Origin of the sequence: Isoptericola jiangsuensis (genome assembly GCF_002563715.1) — a bacterium.
Classification (GTDB): domain Bacteria; phylum Actinomycetota; class Actinomycetes; order Actinomycetales; family Cellulomonadaceae; genus Isoptericola; species Isoptericola jiangsuensis.
The window spans coordinates 699,883-713,363 of the sequence record NZ_PDJJ01000001.1 but is presented as its reverse complement, the minus strand read 5'-3'; the positions used below and the strand labels follow the sequence as shown (position 1 = coordinate 713,363).

Here is a 13,481-nt window from a genome sequence, read left to right as displayed (position 1 = left end):
GTGCTCACCGGCAGCGGCGCCACCGTGCGCCTGCCCCGCTTCGACGACGCCGGACGCGTCGCCGGGACCGAGGTGCGCGAGCTCAACGCGCCCGGCCCCTGGACCGCGCCGTCCGCACCGATCCGCTCCCGCGTCGCTTTCGCCGCCGCGCACGTCGTGCCGCACGTCGGCGCCGAGAACGTGCCCGGCGCACCCGCCGCCGTCGACTGGGACGCCACCCTCGCCTACCGGCACCAGATCTGGCGGTACGGCCTCGGCGTCGCCGACGCCATGGACACCGCCCAGCGCGGCATGGGCCTCGACTGGGCCGCCACCCAGGAGCTCGTGCGCCGCTCCGCCGCCGAGGCCGCGTCCGTCGGCGGGGCCGTCGCCTGCGGCGCGGGGACCGACCATCTCGACCCCGCCCTCGTGGCGACCTGGCAGCCCGGCGACCCGACGGCGCTCGCCGCCGTCACCGACGCCTACCGCGAGCAGGTCCGCGTCGTCCAGGAGTCCGGCGCGCAGGTCATCGTCATGGCGTCCCGCGCCCTGGCGCAGGTCGCCCGCTCCGCCGAGGACTACGCCCGCGTCTACGACGCCGTCCTCGCCGAGGCCGACCGGCCCGTCGTCCTGCACTGGCTCGGCACCATGTTCGACCCCGCGCTCGCCGGCTACTGGGGATCGGAGTCCGTGGAGACCGCCACCGCGACGTTCGTCGACCTCATCAAGGCCCACCAGGCCAAGGTCGACGGCGTCAAGGTGTCGCTGCTCGACGCCGGGCACGAGATCGGCCTGCGCCGCACCCTCGCCGCGCTCGACGGCTCCCCCGTGCGGCTCTACACCGGCGACGACTTCAACTACCCGGAGCTCATCGCCGGCGACGAGCAGGGCCACTCCGACGCCCTGCTCGGCATCTTCGCCGCGATCTACCCGGCGGCGTCCACCGCGCTCCAGGCGTTCGACGCCGGCCTCGACGGTGACGCGACCGGCGCCGCCCGCGGTCACGCGATCCTCGCCTCCACCGAGAAGCTCGGCCGGCACATCTTCCGCACGCCGACCTACTTCTACAAGACCGGCGTGGCGTTCCTGTCCTGGCTCAACGGGTTCCAGCCCGGCTTCCAGCTCGTCGGGGGCCTCCACTCGGGCCGCTCGCTGGCGCACCTCGTCCAGCTCGCCCGGCTCGCCGACGACTGCGGCATGCTGCTCGACCCGCACCTCGCCGCCCAGCGCCTGCGCGCGCTCCTCACCGTGAACGGGGTGGACTCGTGACCGACCTGCGCCGCTGCTCCCTCAACAGCGCCACCGTCAAGCACGCCTCCCTCGCCGACGCCGTCGACGCCGCCGCCCGCGCCGGGATGGGCGCCGTCGGGCTGTGGCGGCACCAGGTCGCCGAGCACGGCGTGGAGACCGCCCGCAAGATCGTCGAGGACGCCGGCCTGCGCGTCTCCTCGCTGTGCCGCGGCGGGTTCCTCACAGCGGCCACGCCCGCCGGGATCGCCGACGCCGTCGACGACAACCGGCGCGCCATCGAGGAGGCAGCGGGCATCGGCACGCGCGAGCTGGTGCTCGTCGTGGGCGGGCTGCCCGGGTCGTCGCCCGAGCAGCCGCCCGCGCCCGGCACGGACCGTGACGTCGTCGCGGCCCGGCAGCGCGTCGCCGACCGTCTCGCCGACCTCGCCCCGATCGCCGCCGAGCACGACGTGCGCCTCGTCCTGGAGGCGCTGCACCCGATGTTCGCCGCCGACCGGGCCGTGCTGTCCACGCTCGGGCAGGCGCTCGACCTCGCCGCGCCGTTCGACGCCCGCACCGTCGGCGTGGTCGTGGACACCTACCACGTGTGGTGGGACCCCGACCTGCAGGCGTCGATCGCCCGCGCCGGGCGCGAGGGCCGCCTCGCCGGCTACCAGGTGTGCGACTGGAACCTGCCGTTCGCGCCGTCGGCCCTCAACTCCCGCGGGCACGTCGGCGACGGGTACGTCGACTTCGCGACCATCAGCCGCTGGGTCGCCGAGGCCGGGTACGACGGGGACGTCGAGACCGAGATCTTCAACGAGGAGATCTGGGCCGCGGACCCCCTGGACACGGCCCGGACCGTCGCGGCCCGGTACGCGCAGCACGTCGCGCCGCACCTCTGAGGGTCGCCGACCTCGCCCGAGGCCCCGTCCGGTCGTCGACCGGACGGGGCCTCGTGCCGTCAGCCCGGCGACGCACCGCCGTGCTGCGGGCGTCAGCCCTCCCGCTCGACGGGCAGCCAGAGCTCGCAGCTCGCGTGGGTCGCGGTGAGCTCGAGGTAGCGCAGGATCGACGGCCCCGGGCGCAGCCGCCACGGGTTCGAGGGGAACCACTCGGTCGCGGTCGCCGCCCAGGTCCGCTGGAGGGTCTCCGGGAACGGGCCGCTGGACGCGAACACCGCCCAGGACCCCGCGGGCACCCGGACGACGTCCAGGTCCTCCGGCGGCGGCACGGAACCATCGGTCGCGACGCCGTGCAGGTAGGTGAGCAGGGTGCCCTCGGGGGCGTCCGGGTCGACGTCCGCCGTGACGGCGAGGATGCCGGGCGGCTCGGCGGACGACAGCGCCTTGAGCCGCTGGTGCTCGGCGGGCGGGATCGACGCGACGTGCGCCTGGACGTGCGGGTTGACCCCGGCGTGGATCAGCGGGACCTGCGCGGCGTGACCCACGAGGACCAGCTCGGGACGGTCGGTGACGGTGACGTGCATGGGGGTGCTCCCTTCCACGCTCAGGCGGAACCTGAGCACGGGTTGTGCGTGCAGGGGACCGCCGTCACGACGCACGTCCGCCGGGCCCGTGCCGTGCACGGCCCGGAACGCACGCCCGAAGGCCTCCACCGAGCCGTACCCGTGGCGCACGGCCACGTCGAGCAGGTTCGGCGCTCCGCCGACGAGTTCGGCGCCGGCGAGCGTCATGCGCCGCCGTCGCACGTACTCCGACAGCGGCATCCCCGCCAGCGACGAGAACATCCGCCGCAGGTGGTACTCGGTGGTGCCGCGCCGCCGTGCGAACGCCGCCACGTCGAGGTCGTCCTCGCGTTCCACCAGGTCGACGAGGTCGTTGAGCGTGCCGATCATGCGGTCCCTCCTCTCACCGACGATCCTGCGGGAGCACCCCGCCCCCGGACCCGATCATCGCGGTCCGGTGCGATCGGTGCGCGGCCCGCACCGGCGCGGGAGGTGCCGGGAACTCCGCCCGCCGCCCGTTCGTCGTACCGTGTGGCCCGTCGGCTCCTCCTCCCGCCGACGGGCCACCACCGTCCACAGAAGGTCACGATGAGCACGAGCACCCCCTCCCCCGTCCTGCGCGCGAACGGCCTCGCGGCCGGGTACGGCGGCGCCGACGTCGTGCACGGCATCGACCTGGAGCTGGTCGCCGGCGGAGCGCCGGTGGGCGTCGTCGGGGCGTCGGGCTCCGGCAAGTCGACGATCGTGCGGGCACTGGCCGGCGTCGTGAAGCCGACGGGCGGCCACGTCACCTGGTCGGGCCGACCCGTGTCCCGCGTCGGGCTGCGGGACAAGAAGCGGTTCCGGGCGCAGGTGCGTCGCGTCGCGCAGGAGGGCCTCGGCACCATCGACCCGCGCTCCACCGTGGACCGGGTGCTGGGCGGTGCGCTGACCGACGCGCGCCGGGCGGGCACCGCCAACGGGGCGACCGTCGCGGAGCTGCTCGCGCACGTGGCCCTGGAGCCGCGGTTCTCCTCGCGCGTGGTCGGCACGATGTCCGGCGGGGAGAAGCAGCGGCTCGTCCTGGCCACGGCGCTCGCCACCCGCCCCGCGGCGCTGCTGCTCGACGAGCCCCTGACGGCCGTCGACCCCGCCATGCGCGGCGAGGTCGTGCGCCGGCTCGCGGAGACGACGGCGGCGGACGGCACCGCCGTGCTGCTGGTCTCGCACGACCTCGAGCTCGTCGAGCACCTGTGCCCGCACGTGCACGTCCTCGCCGAGGGCACGTTCGTCGCGTCGGGCACGCTGTCGCAGGTCCTCGCCGACCCCGAGCACCCCGCCGTGCAGGACCTCGCGCAGGCCGCCCCGCTGGCCGTCCAGCGCTTCCGCTGACCCGCCGTCGGGGTTCCCCCCGGCGCAGGTCGGGCACCGCCCCACCGGCGTGTGCTCGCACGGCGCGGGACCCGGGCGACGGGTAGGCTCGACCAGGCGTTCGCCACCCCCACCCCGCTCCCGAGGAGTTCCATGCCGACCTGGTCCGACGACCCCCGGACGGTCCTGTCGTGACCGGCTGGGCCGTCGCGACCCCGCCCGTGGTCGCGACGTGGGACGTCAGGGACGCGGACGCGCTGGCGGGCACCCGCCAGCAGCTGGAGTCGACGGTGCGGTCGCGGCTGCCCGTGCTCGACCGGCCGCAGCACCAGGAGATGCTGTCCCACGTGGTGCTCGTGGCGAGCGAGCTCGTCACGAACGCGCTGCGGCACACGGACGGCCCCGCCCGCCTCGACCTCATGGTCGCCGAGGGGTCGCTCCTGGTGTCCGTCCTCGACCACCGGCCCGACGTCCCGCCGGTGCTCAGCCCGGACCGCGACCTGGGGCAGGGCGGGTTCGGGCTGCAGCTCGCGATGCGCGTCGCCGACGACGTCGGCTGGTTCCGGACGGACGGCGGCAAGCGGGTGTGGGCGCGGTTCGCCGTGCCCGCCGTCGAGGTGGCGCCGCGGCCCGCGCCGGCTCGACGCGGACCACGGCGCCGGGCGTCAACGGACGGCGGCCGGTAGGTACCGTTCGACGTGCGCCGAGCGCCGGACCACGCGGCGCAGCGCCGTGAGGTCGCCGTGCAGCGCACCGACGGCCCGCGCCTGCACGACGACGTTCCCCAGCGCGGCCCCCTCCACGGGTCCCGCGACCACGGGCAGGCCCGTGGCCTCGGCGGTGAGCCGGCACAGCAGGACGTTCTGCGACCCGCCGCCGACGACGTGCAGCACGTCCACCTCGCGCCCCGCGAGCCGGGTCACCTCCGCGAGCACGCGCCGGTAGGCGTCCGCCAGGGAATCGAGGATGCAGCGCACGACCTGCCCGACACCGTCCGGCACGGGCTGGCCCGTCGCGGCGGCCGCCGCCGCGATCCGGGCGGGCATGTCCCCGGGCGGCAGGAACTCCCAGGCGTCGAGGTCCACGACGGTCCGCCGCGGCGCGGCCTCCGCGGCGGCCGCGAGCGCCTCGTCCAGCGTCACCTCGCGGCCGGCCTCGCGCCAGGTGCGCAGGGTCTCGGACAGCACCCACAGCCCCATGACGTTCTTGAGGTAGCGGACGGTGCCGTCGACGCCGAGCTCGTTGGTGACGTCGGCGCGGCGGCTGTCCTCGGTGAGCACGGGCGCGTCGAGCTCGAGGCCGACGAGCGACCAGGTGCCGGACGACACGTAGGCGAAGCGTTCGCCCTCGGCGGGCACCCCGACGACGGCCGACGCCGTGTCGTGGGACCCGACGGCGACGACGGGGACGGCGCCGAGCCCGGTCGCGGCCTGCACGGCCGGGGTGAGGGGTCCGACGACGGTGCCGGGCTCGACGAGGTCGGCGAGGCGGGAGCGCAGGTCGCCGAGCTCGGGGTAGGCGGTCTGCAGCGCCTCGATGACGGGGAGGGACCACTGGCGGGTGGTGGCGTCGACGAGGCCCGTGGTGGACGCGTTGGTGACCTCGGCGACGACCTGACCGGTGAGCCAGGAGGCGACGAGGTCGGGGACGAGCCGCACGGACGCGGTGAGCGGCCAGGTGGGGTCGTGGCGTCCGGCGACGATCTGGAACTCGGTGTTGAACGGCAGGGTCTGGAGCCCGTTGACGGCGTAGTGGTCGGCGGCGCCGAGCCGGTCGAGCACCTCGTCGGCGACGCCGGTCAGGCGCGGGTCGCGGTGGTGGCGCAGGTGGCCGAGCAGGATGCCGTCGGCGGCGACCGCGCCGTAGTCCACCGCCCAGGAGTCGATGCCGACGGCGGCGACGTCCACGCCCCGCTCCCGGGCGAGCACCCCGGCGGCCCGCAGGCCGTCGAGGGTGCCGCGCCACAGGTGGAGCAGGTCCCAGTGCAGGGCGGTGCCGTCGGCGGTGGGCACCTCGACGGGGCCGTTGGTGAACCGGCCGACCTCGGTGAGGTCGATCCGTTCGTCGCCGGGGCCGCCGGTGAGGACGGCGAGGACGACACGGCCGCTGGTCGCGCCGAGGTCGACGGCGACGAAACCGTGCCCGCGGGCGGGGTCGGGCGCGCCGCTCACCGCAGGAACGCCTGGGTCACACCGGCGTCGACGGGGACGTGCAGGCCGGTGGTGTGCGAGAAGTCGGCGGTGCACAGGGCGAACGCCGCGTTGGCGATGTGCTCGGGCAGCACCTCGCGCTTGAGCAGGGTGCGCTGGGCGTAGAACGCGCCGAGGTCCTCCTCGGGGATGCCGTACGTCTTCGCGCGGTTGGCGCCCCAGCCGGACGCGAAGATGCCGGACCCGCGCACCACGCCGTCGGGGTTGATGCCGTTGACCTTGATGCCGTGCTCGCCGAGCTCGGCGGCCAGCAGGCGCACCTGGTGGGCCTGGTCGGCCTTCGTGGCCGAGTAGGCGATGTTGTTCGGGCCGGCGAACACGGAGTTCTTCGACGAGATGTAGATGATGTCGCCGCCGAGCCGCTGGTCGACGAGCACGCGGGCGGCGTTCTTCGACACGAGGAACGACCCCTTGGCCATGACGTCGTGCTGGAGGTCCCAGTCGGCCTCGGTGGTGTCGAACAGCGACTTGGACAGGGACAGCCCCGCGTTGTTGACGACGATGTCGACACCGCCGAACGCGAGCACGGCCTCGGCGAGCGCGGCCTGGACGGCGGCCTCGTCGGCGACGTCCGCCGCGACCCCGATCGCGACGTCGGTGCTGCCGTTCGCCGTGTTGATCTCAGAAGCCACGGCGCGGGACTTCTCCAGGTCGAGGTCCGCGACGACGACGCACGCGCCCTCGGCGGCGAGGCGCTCGGCGATGGCCCTGCCGATGCCCGACGCCGCGCCCGTGACGAACGCGATGCGGGTGGCCAGCGGCTTCGGCCGCGGCTTGCGCTGCAGCTTCGCCTCCTCCAGCGCCCAGTACTCGATGCGGAACTTCTCCGCCTCGTCGATGGGCCGGTAGGTCGAGAGCGCCTCGGCGCCGCGCATGACGTTGATGGCGTTGACGTAGAACTCGCCGGCCACGCGGGCGGTCTGCTTGTCGGCGCCGTAGGAGAACATGCCGACGCCCGGCACGAGGACGATCGCCGGGTCGGCGCCGCGCATCGCGGGCGGCTCCTCGCCGCGCGACCGGGCCTCGGCCGCGCCGCGCTCGTAGTACGCCGTGTAGTCGGTGCGGTAGGCCTCGTGCAGGGCGGGCAGGCGGTCGACGATCTCCTCGACGCTCGCCGTGGCGGGCAGGTCGACGACGAGCGGCTTGACCTTGGTGCGCAGGAAGTGGTCCGGGCACGACGTGCCGAGCGCGGCGAGCGCCGGGTGGTTCTCCGCCGCGAGGAAGTCGAGGACGACGTCGGTGTCGGTGAAGTGCCCGACCTGCGGCCGGTCCTGCGAGGCGACGGCGCGCAGGTGCGGGGCGAGCGCGGCGGCCTTCGCGCGCCGCTCCGCAGCGGGCAGGGCGCCGTAGCCGTCGAGCGCGGGACCGAACGGTGCGGGCCGCCCGTGCGTCGCGATGTGCTCGGCGGCCGTCTCGATGATCCACAGCGAGTGACGCTCGGCCTCCTCGGCCGTGTCTCCCCACGCGGTGATGCCGTGCCCGCCGAGCACGGTGCCGATCGCGTCCGGGTTCGCCGCCTTGATCTCGGCGATGTCGAGGCCGAGCTGGAAGCCGGGGCGGCGCCACGGCACCCACACGACCTTGCCGCCGAAGATCTTCTCGGTCAGCGCGGGGCCGTCGGCGGCGGTGGCGATCGCGATGCCGGAGTCGGGGTGCAGGTGGTCGACGTGCGCGGCGTCGACGAGGCCGTGCATGGCCGTGTCGATGCTCGGCGCGGCGCCGCCCTTGCCGTGCAGGCAGTAGTCGAACGCGGCGACCATCTCGTCCTCGCGCTCCACGCCCGGGTAGACGTCGACCAGGGCCCGCAGGCGGTCGAGCCGCAGCACCGCCAGGCCCCCCGCGGTCAGCGTGCCCAGGTCGCCCCCGGAGCCCTTGACCCACAGCAGCTCGACGTCCTGGCCGGTCACCGGGTCGGTCTCGGTGCCCTTCGCCGACGTGTTGCCCCCGGCGTAGTTGGTGTTCCTCGGGTCGGCGCCCAGGCGGCGGGACCGCTCGACGAGGGCGGTGACGGTCGGGTTGGTCATGAGGTGCTCCGGTGCTCGGTTCGGGTGTGCAGCGACGGGGGTGGCGGTCGGCCGGTGGGCCGTCCGGTCAGGCGGGGGGCTCGTGGGCCGAACCCACGAGCGGTGCGGTGAGGAACGTGGTCAGGCGCGCCAGCGACCGGGCGCACCCCGGGTCCTGCGGCTGGTTGAGGTGCCCGTGGCGGGTGGCGTCCTCCCGGACCAGCACGACGTCCGACCCGGCCGCGGCCAGCTCGGCCGCGAACGCCTCGCCGGACGCGCGCAGCGCGTCCCGGTCGGACGTGAGGACGAGCGTCGGCGGCAGGCCGCGCAGGTCCTGCCCGCCGGGGAACGCGTACGGGGAGCCCGCGTCGCCGTCGTGCCCCACGTAGTTGTCGGTCATGGCGCGGTACCGCGCGGGCGGGAACCCCTCGCCCGGGGAGACGGACCGCACCTTGGCGAGGAGCTCGTCACGGGCGGGCGGCAGGTCGCGGTGCAGGACGGGGTAGGCCAGGACGACGCTGCGCGGCAGCACCGGCACCGTGCCGGGCGGCAGCGGGACGACGCCGTCGACGCCCGCGACCGCGTCGCGCAGGCGCAGCGCCGCCCCGGCCGCGAGGTTGCCGCCGGCGCTCGCCCCGCCCACCGACCAGGCGTCGGGAGCCACGCCGAGGCCGGCGCCGGCCGCCCACGCGAACGCGGAGGCCAGCTCGTGGGACGGCACCGGGAAGTGCACGTCCGTCCGCCCCGACCCGGCGCCGGGCAGCGCCGCACGCTCCTCGAACGACGGCACCAACGAGTAGTCGACCGTCACCACGACGACGCCGTGCGCCGCCAGGTGGCGGGCCACGCCGTCCGCCTCGTGCATGTCCAGGTCGCCGCGGTAGAACGCCCCGCCGTGCGCCCACACCAGCCCCGCCACCGGGGTCCCGGCGGGCTCGTGGACGCGCACCCGCAGGTCGCCGTGCGGGCCGTCCAGGAGCCGCTCCGTGACGCGCACGGCTGCCGCCGGGGCCGACGCCGGGGCCACGGTCGCGGCCGTCGTGGTGCCGCCCGCCGACATCAGGCGCCCCAGCCGGCCTGCTGCCCGCCGACGCGGTCCGCGGCGATCTGCTGCTGGTAGCCCGACGCCGCGTACGCCGCCATCGGGTCGGCGGGCAGGCCGCGGGCGACGCGGTGCTCGGCCAGCGCCGGGCGCACGTCCGCGTAGAAGGCGTCCATGAAGACCGCGTTCGCGGCCAGCACGTCGCCCGCCTCCTGCGCCGCGCCCAGCGCGTCACGGTCCAGCAGCAGGGCGCGGGCCGTCATCTCCTGGACGTTGAGGACCGAGCGGATCTGGCCCGGGATCTTGTCCTCGATGTTGTGGCACTGGTCGAGCATGAGCGCGACGCCCGAGCCCTCGTCCAGCCCGCCGCCGCGGACGACCTCCACCATGATGCGGAAGAGCTGGAACGGGTCCGCGGCGCCCACGATGAGGTCGTCGTCGGCGTAGAACCGCGAGTTGAAGTCGAACGAGCCGAGCCGGCCGAGCCGCAGCAGCTGCGCCACGATGAACTCGATGTTCGTGCCCGGGGCGTGGTGCCCGGTGTCCAGGCACACCATCGCCCGCTCGCCGAGGGCGCTGACCTGCACGAACGACGTGCCCCAGTCCGGGACGTCCGTGTGGTAGAACGCGGGCTCGAAGAACTTGTACTCCAGCACCAGGCGCTGCTCGTCGGACAGGCGCGCGTAGATCTCGCTCAGCGACTCGTGCAGCCGGTCCTGGCGGGCCCGCAGGTCGGCCTGCCCGGGGTAGTTCGAGCCGTCGGCGAGCCAGATCTTCAGGTCCCGCGAGCCCGTCGCGTCCATGATGTCCACGCACGCGAGGTGGTGGTCGATCGCGCGGCGCCGCACCGCCGGGTCGTGGTGCGTCAGCGAGCCCAGCTTGTACTCGTCGTCCTGGAACGTGTTCGAGTTGATGGTGCCGAGCGCGACGCCGTGGTCGGCGGCGAACCGGCCGAGGGACGCGTAGTCGTCGACCTCGTCCCACGGGATGTGCAGCGCCACGCTCGGCGCCAGGCCCGTGAGGCGGTGCACCTGCGCGGCGTCGGCGATCTTCTCCTGCGGCGTGCGCGGGGTGCCCGGCGTGGCGAACACCTTGAAGCGGGTCCCGGAGTTCCCGTACGCCCAGGACGGCACCTCGATCGCGAGGCGGTCCAGCACGGGGGTGATGTCGGCGAAGGTCGGCATGGGTGGTGTCCTCAGTCCTGGCGGGTGCGGGCGGCGTCGCCCTTCGGGTCGGTGGTGGTGCCGGCCGCGTCGGCGGCGGCGAGCTGGGTCTCCAGGTGGAAGACCTCGGTGAGCTCGGTCATGGACTCGGCGGGGCCGGCGCCGTCGAAGAACTCGGCCATCTCGGCCTGCCAGCGCGCGTCGACGTCGCGCAGCCCCATCGCGGCCCGGGCGGCGTCGGGGTCGGTGCTCTCGAAGTAGCCGACGACCCGACCGTCCGGTGCGGTGAAGATCGAGTAGTTGCGCCAGCCGGTCTCGGCCAGCGCGCGCAGCATGTCGGGCCAGACCTCGCCGTGGCGGCGGCCGTACTCGGCGAGCCGGTCCGGGCGGACCCGGAACTCGAACATCACGCGACGGACGGGGTGCTGCGGTGTCACCGGTCCTCCTCGACCTGGTCTTGAATCGTTTCAAGATCACGCTACCGCGCCCCCCGCCCACCGGGCAAGACGGATAGCATCCGGGAACCAGCACGCCGACCCGTGCCACCGACGAGAAGAGACCCGATGCCCGGCCCCGCCCGACGCCGCACGTCCATCTCCGACGTCGCCCGGCACGCCGGGGTGTCCGTCGGCACCGTCTCCAACGTCCTCAACCGCCCCGACCGCGTCACCCCCAGCACCCGCGAACGCGTCGAGGCCGCCATCACCGAGCTCCGGTTCGTCCGCAACGGCTCCGCCCGCCAGCTGCGCGCCGGCACCATCACCACCGCCGGCCTCGTCGTCCTCGACGTCGCCAACCCCTTCTTCACCGACGTCGCCCGCGGCGTCGAGGACCGCCTCGACGAGGCCGGGTACACCCTCATGCTCGCCAGCTCCGACGAGCAGCCCGACCGCGAGGCCCGCTACCTGCGCCTCTTCGAGGAGCACGGCGTCCAGGGCGTCATGGTCGTCCCCGCCACCGACGACGTCGACCACCTCCTCGACCTCCACGACCGCGGGCTGCGCGTCGTCCTGCTCGACCGCCCCTCCCCCACCACCGCGCTGTCGTCCGTCGCCGTCGACGACCACGCCGGCGCCGCCGCCGCCACCGCCCACCTGCTCGACCTCGGCCACGAACGCCTCGCGTTCCTCAACGGCCCGCACACCATCCGCCAGTGCGCCGACCGCTCCGCCGGGGTCCGCGCGGCCCTCACCACCGCCGGTCTCGACCCCGCCGACGCCCTCGTCGAGATCACCCTCGACACCCTCAACGCCGACGGCGGCCAGGCCGGCACCGAGCAGGCCCTCGCCCTGCCCGACCGACCCACCGCCCTGCTCTGCGTCAACGACCTCGCCGCCCTCGGCGCGCTGCGCACGCTGCGCACGGCCGGCATCCCCGTGCCCTCCGGCATGGCCGTCGTCGGCTACGACGACGTCGCGTTCGCCGGCGAGCTCGCCACCCCCCTGACGTCCGTGCGGCAGCCCACCCACCGCCTCGGCCACCGCGCCGCGGACCTCCTGCTCGCCACCGACGACACCCCCGAGCACGTGACCTTCCAGCCGGAGCTCGTCGTCCGCGCCTCCACCACGGGCCTGACCTGACGCGACTCGGCGCGCGATCCGCCGACTCAGCGCACCGGCCCGCGAGTCAGCGCACGATCCGCCGACTCAGCGCACCGGCCCGCAAGTCAGCGCACGATCCCGCGAGTCAGCGCAGGATCCGCCGAGTCAGCGCACGGGACGTCCGTCATCGGAATCCCTTCGTGACGCCGGCTGGCCCCACCGAGGAGGCCGACCTCGGAAGCTTGCGCTGAGTCGCGGGCCGGTGCGCTGACTCGCGGGATCCTGCGCTGACTCGCGGCCGGTGCGCTGACTCGCGGCAGGGACGACGAGGGCCCCGCCGGAATGCTCCGGCGGGGCCCTCGGGTCGGGTCAGGGTCGGTCAGGCGCGGCGACGGACCACGACGACGGCGGCGACCCCGAGGCCGACGAGCAGCAGCGCGCCGAGCGCGAGCGGCAGGACGGTGGAACCGGTCTGCGGGAGCTGGTCCTCGTCGGTGGCGACGGTCTGGGCGTCGACGCGGACGTCGTTGGCCCGCACGTCGTCGGTGTCACCGGTGTCGTCGATCGGCGCGACGGTGCTCTGGCCGGTGCGGCCGGGGGTCTCGTCGTCGGTCGGGGCGACGGGCTCGGAGACCTCGGGCGAGGGCTCGGTGGACGGCTCCGTCGACGGCTCGACGGACGGCTCGGTCGAGGGCTCCGCGGAGGGCTCGGTGGACGGCTCCGTGGACGGCTCGGTCGAGGGCTCCGGCGTGGGCTCCGTGGAGGGCTCGGGCTGCGGCTCCTCGGGGACCTCGGTGCCGTCGCACGTCACGACGCCCTCCCAGTGGTAGTTGGTCTCGGCGACCTGCACCCACACGTAGGAGTACGACGTCCAGCCGGGCCACTTGGCGTGCGTCGTCACGTCGAACGTGACCTCGCCGGAGTAGTCGGTGTCGGCATGAAAGTTGAAGTCCTGGGTGGCGCGAGTGGCGTTGTCCATGACGCGCACGTTGACGTCGTTGTTGCCGGAGAGGCCCTCGGGGTAGGTGACGACCAGGTGCCCGTCGCAGGTCGGCGCGGGGTAGAACCAGCCGCCGCTGTCCGGGATCACCCGGATAGAGACGTGGCTGATCTCCTGCTGCTGGCCATTCGCGTTCGTAGCGGGCGTCTTGACCGTCACCGAAGCCGCGGGGGGCTCCACGTGGTACTGGTCGACGTCCTTGGCGGACTTGACGCAGACCTCGGCGACGAGAAATCCGTCGGGGGCCTTCGCCGTGTACTCGAGGCCGCTGAGAGGTTCGAACTTTCGCCAGCCCTCCCCGGTCGGGCAGGTCTCCTGCGCGTTGCCGTTGCTGTGGCCCTTGCCGGCGGTGACGCCGCCGGCGGCGTGGGCGACGGGGGCGACGGAGACGGCCCCGAGGAGCAGGAGGAAGAGGGTGGCGATCAGGGCGATCGGCGCACGCAGGCGGGCAGCGGTCATCGGGTGGGCTCGCTTCACGAGGTGGAGGGGTGGCCT

The 13,481-nt window shown here is 74.7% G+C and carries 12 protein-coding genes; 5 read left to right on the top strand and 7 right to left on the bottom strand.

What is annotated here, in order from left to right; all coding sequences use genetic code 11:
- Positions 1–30: 30 nt before the first annotated feature.
- Both ATJ88_RS03250 and ATJ88_RS03245 read left to right on the top strand, forming a co-directional pair.
- Complete coding sequence (locus tag ATJ88_RS03250; protein WP_211287550.1) at positions 31–1,248, top strand: dihydrodipicolinate synthase family protein; 1,218 nt, start codon at positions 31–33, stop codon at positions 1,246–1,248.
- A complete protein-coding gene (locus tag ATJ88_RS03245) occupies positions 1,245–2,114 on the top strand; it encodes a sugar phosphate isomerase/epimerase family protein (protein ID WP_098462592.1) in 870 nt (289 codons plus the stop codon). Before ATJ88_RS03250 ends, ATJ88_RS03245 begins: the two co-directional genes overlap by 4 nt.
- A 92-nt stretch (positions 2,115–2,206) precedes the next feature.
- Here the strand turns inward: ATJ88_RS03245 and ATJ88_RS03240 are convergent, their stop codons facing one another.
- Complete coding sequence (locus ATJ88_RS03240) at positions 2,207–3,067, bottom strand: AraC family transcriptional regulator (protein WP_098462591.1); 861 nt, start codon at positions 3,065–3,067, stop codon at positions 2,207–2,209.
- Positions 3,068–3,265: 198 nt separating this feature from the next.
- Between ATJ88_RS03240 and ATJ88_RS03235 the strand changes: the two genes are divergently transcribed.
- Positions 3,266–4,048, top strand: coding sequence for an ABC transporter ATP-binding protein (locus ATJ88_RS03235; protein WP_098462590.1), 783 nt, complete (start codon positions 3,266–3,268; stop codon positions 4,046–4,048).
- A 170-nt stretch (positions 4,049–4,218) separates the two neighbouring features.
- Positions 4,219–4,713, top strand: coding sequence for an ATP-binding protein (locus ATJ88_RS03230; protein ID WP_098462589.1), 495 nt, complete (start codon positions 4,219–4,221; stop codon positions 4,711–4,713).
- Here ATJ88_RS03230 and ATJ88_RS03225 read toward each other — a convergent pair.
- The 5 genes from ATJ88_RS03225 to ATJ88_RS03205 all read right to left on the bottom strand — a co-directional run bounded on the left by ATJ88_RS03225 (position 4,693) and on the right by ATJ88_RS03205 (position 10,882).
- The gene (locus ATJ88_RS03225; protein ID WP_098462588.1) at positions 4,693–6,198 is read right to left on the bottom strand and encodes a rhamnulokinase; all 1,506 of its coding nucleotides are present in this window, start codon (positions 6,196–6,198) and stop codon (positions 4,693–4,695) included. The genes ATJ88_RS03230 and ATJ88_RS03225 overlap by 21 nt on opposite strands.
- Entirely contained in the window at positions 6,195–8,261 is a 2,067-nt protein-coding gene (locus ATJ88_RS03220) for a bifunctional aldolase/short-chain dehydrogenase (protein ID WP_098462587.1), read from the bottom strand. Before ATJ88_RS03220 ends, ATJ88_RS03225 begins: the two co-directional genes overlap by 4 nt.
- Positions 8,262–8,328: 67 nt before the next feature.
- The gene (locus ATJ88_RS03215) at positions 8,329–9,300 is read right to left on the bottom strand and encodes an alpha/beta hydrolase fold domain-containing protein (RefSeq protein ID WP_098462586.1); all 972 of its coding nucleotides are present in this window, start codon (positions 9,298–9,300) and stop codon (positions 8,329–8,331) included.
- Entirely contained in the window at positions 9,300–10,466 is a 1,167-nt protein-coding gene (gene rhaI, locus ATJ88_RS03210) for an L-rhamnose isomerase (RefSeq protein WP_098462585.1), read from the bottom strand. The genes ATJ88_RS03215 and rhaI overlap by 1 nt, the downstream gene beginning before the upstream one ends.
- An 11-nt stretch (positions 10,467–10,477) precedes the next feature.
- Positions 10,478–10,882, bottom strand: a complete 405-nt coding sequence (locus ATJ88_RS03205) for an L-rhamnose mutarotase (RefSeq protein WP_342744834.1) — start codon at positions 10,880–10,882, stop codon at positions 10,478–10,480.
- Between the two features lie 126 nt (positions 10,883–11,008).
- Between ATJ88_RS03205 and ATJ88_RS03200 the strand changes: the two genes are divergently transcribed.
- Positions 11,009–12,025, top strand: coding sequence for a LacI family DNA-binding transcriptional regulator (locus tag ATJ88_RS03200; RefSeq protein ID WP_098462584.1), 1,017 nt, complete (start codon positions 11,009–11,011; stop codon positions 12,023–12,025).
- A 340-nt stretch (positions 12,026–12,365) separates the two neighbouring features.
- Here the strand turns inward: ATJ88_RS03200 and ATJ88_RS18020 are convergent, their stop codons facing one another.
- Positions 12,366–13,445 carry an LPXTG cell wall anchor domain-containing protein gene (locus ATJ88_RS18020; protein WP_141538599.1) on the bottom strand — a complete coding sequence of 360 codons (1,080 nt, stop codon included), beginning with the start codon at positions 13,443–13,445 and terminating at the stop codon, positions 12,366–12,368.
- Between the last annotated feature and the right edge of the window lie 36 nt (positions 13,446–13,481).

Coding starts and splice junctions, on each gene's coding strand:
- ATJ88_RS18020 (WP_141538599.1), bottom strand. CDS start 13,445: ATGACCGCTGCCCGCCTGCGTGCGCCGATCGCCCTGATCGCCACCCTC.
- ATJ88_RS03215 (WP_098462586.1), bottom strand. CDS start 9,300: ATGTCGGCGGGCGGCACCACGACGGCCGCGACCGTGGCCCCGGCGTCG.
- ATJ88_RS03235 (WP_098462590.1), top strand. CDS start 3,266: ATGAGCACGAGCACCCCCTCCCCCGTCCTGCGCGCGAACGGCCTCGCG.
- ATJ88_RS03200 (WP_098462584.1), top strand. CDS start 11,009: ATGCCCGGCCCCGCCCGACGCCGCACGTCCATCTCCGACGTCGCCCGG.
- rhaI (WP_098462585.1), bottom strand. CDS start 10,466: ATGCCGACCTTCGCCGACATCACCCCCGTGCTGGACCGCCTCGCGATC.
- ATJ88_RS03240 (WP_098462591.1), bottom strand. CDS start 3,067: ATGATCGGCACGCTCAACGACCTCGTCGACCTGGTGGAACGCGAGGAC.
- ATJ88_RS03220 (WP_098462587.1), bottom strand. CDS start 8,261: ATGACCAACCCGACCGTCACCGCCCTCGTCGAGCGGTCCCGCCGCCTG.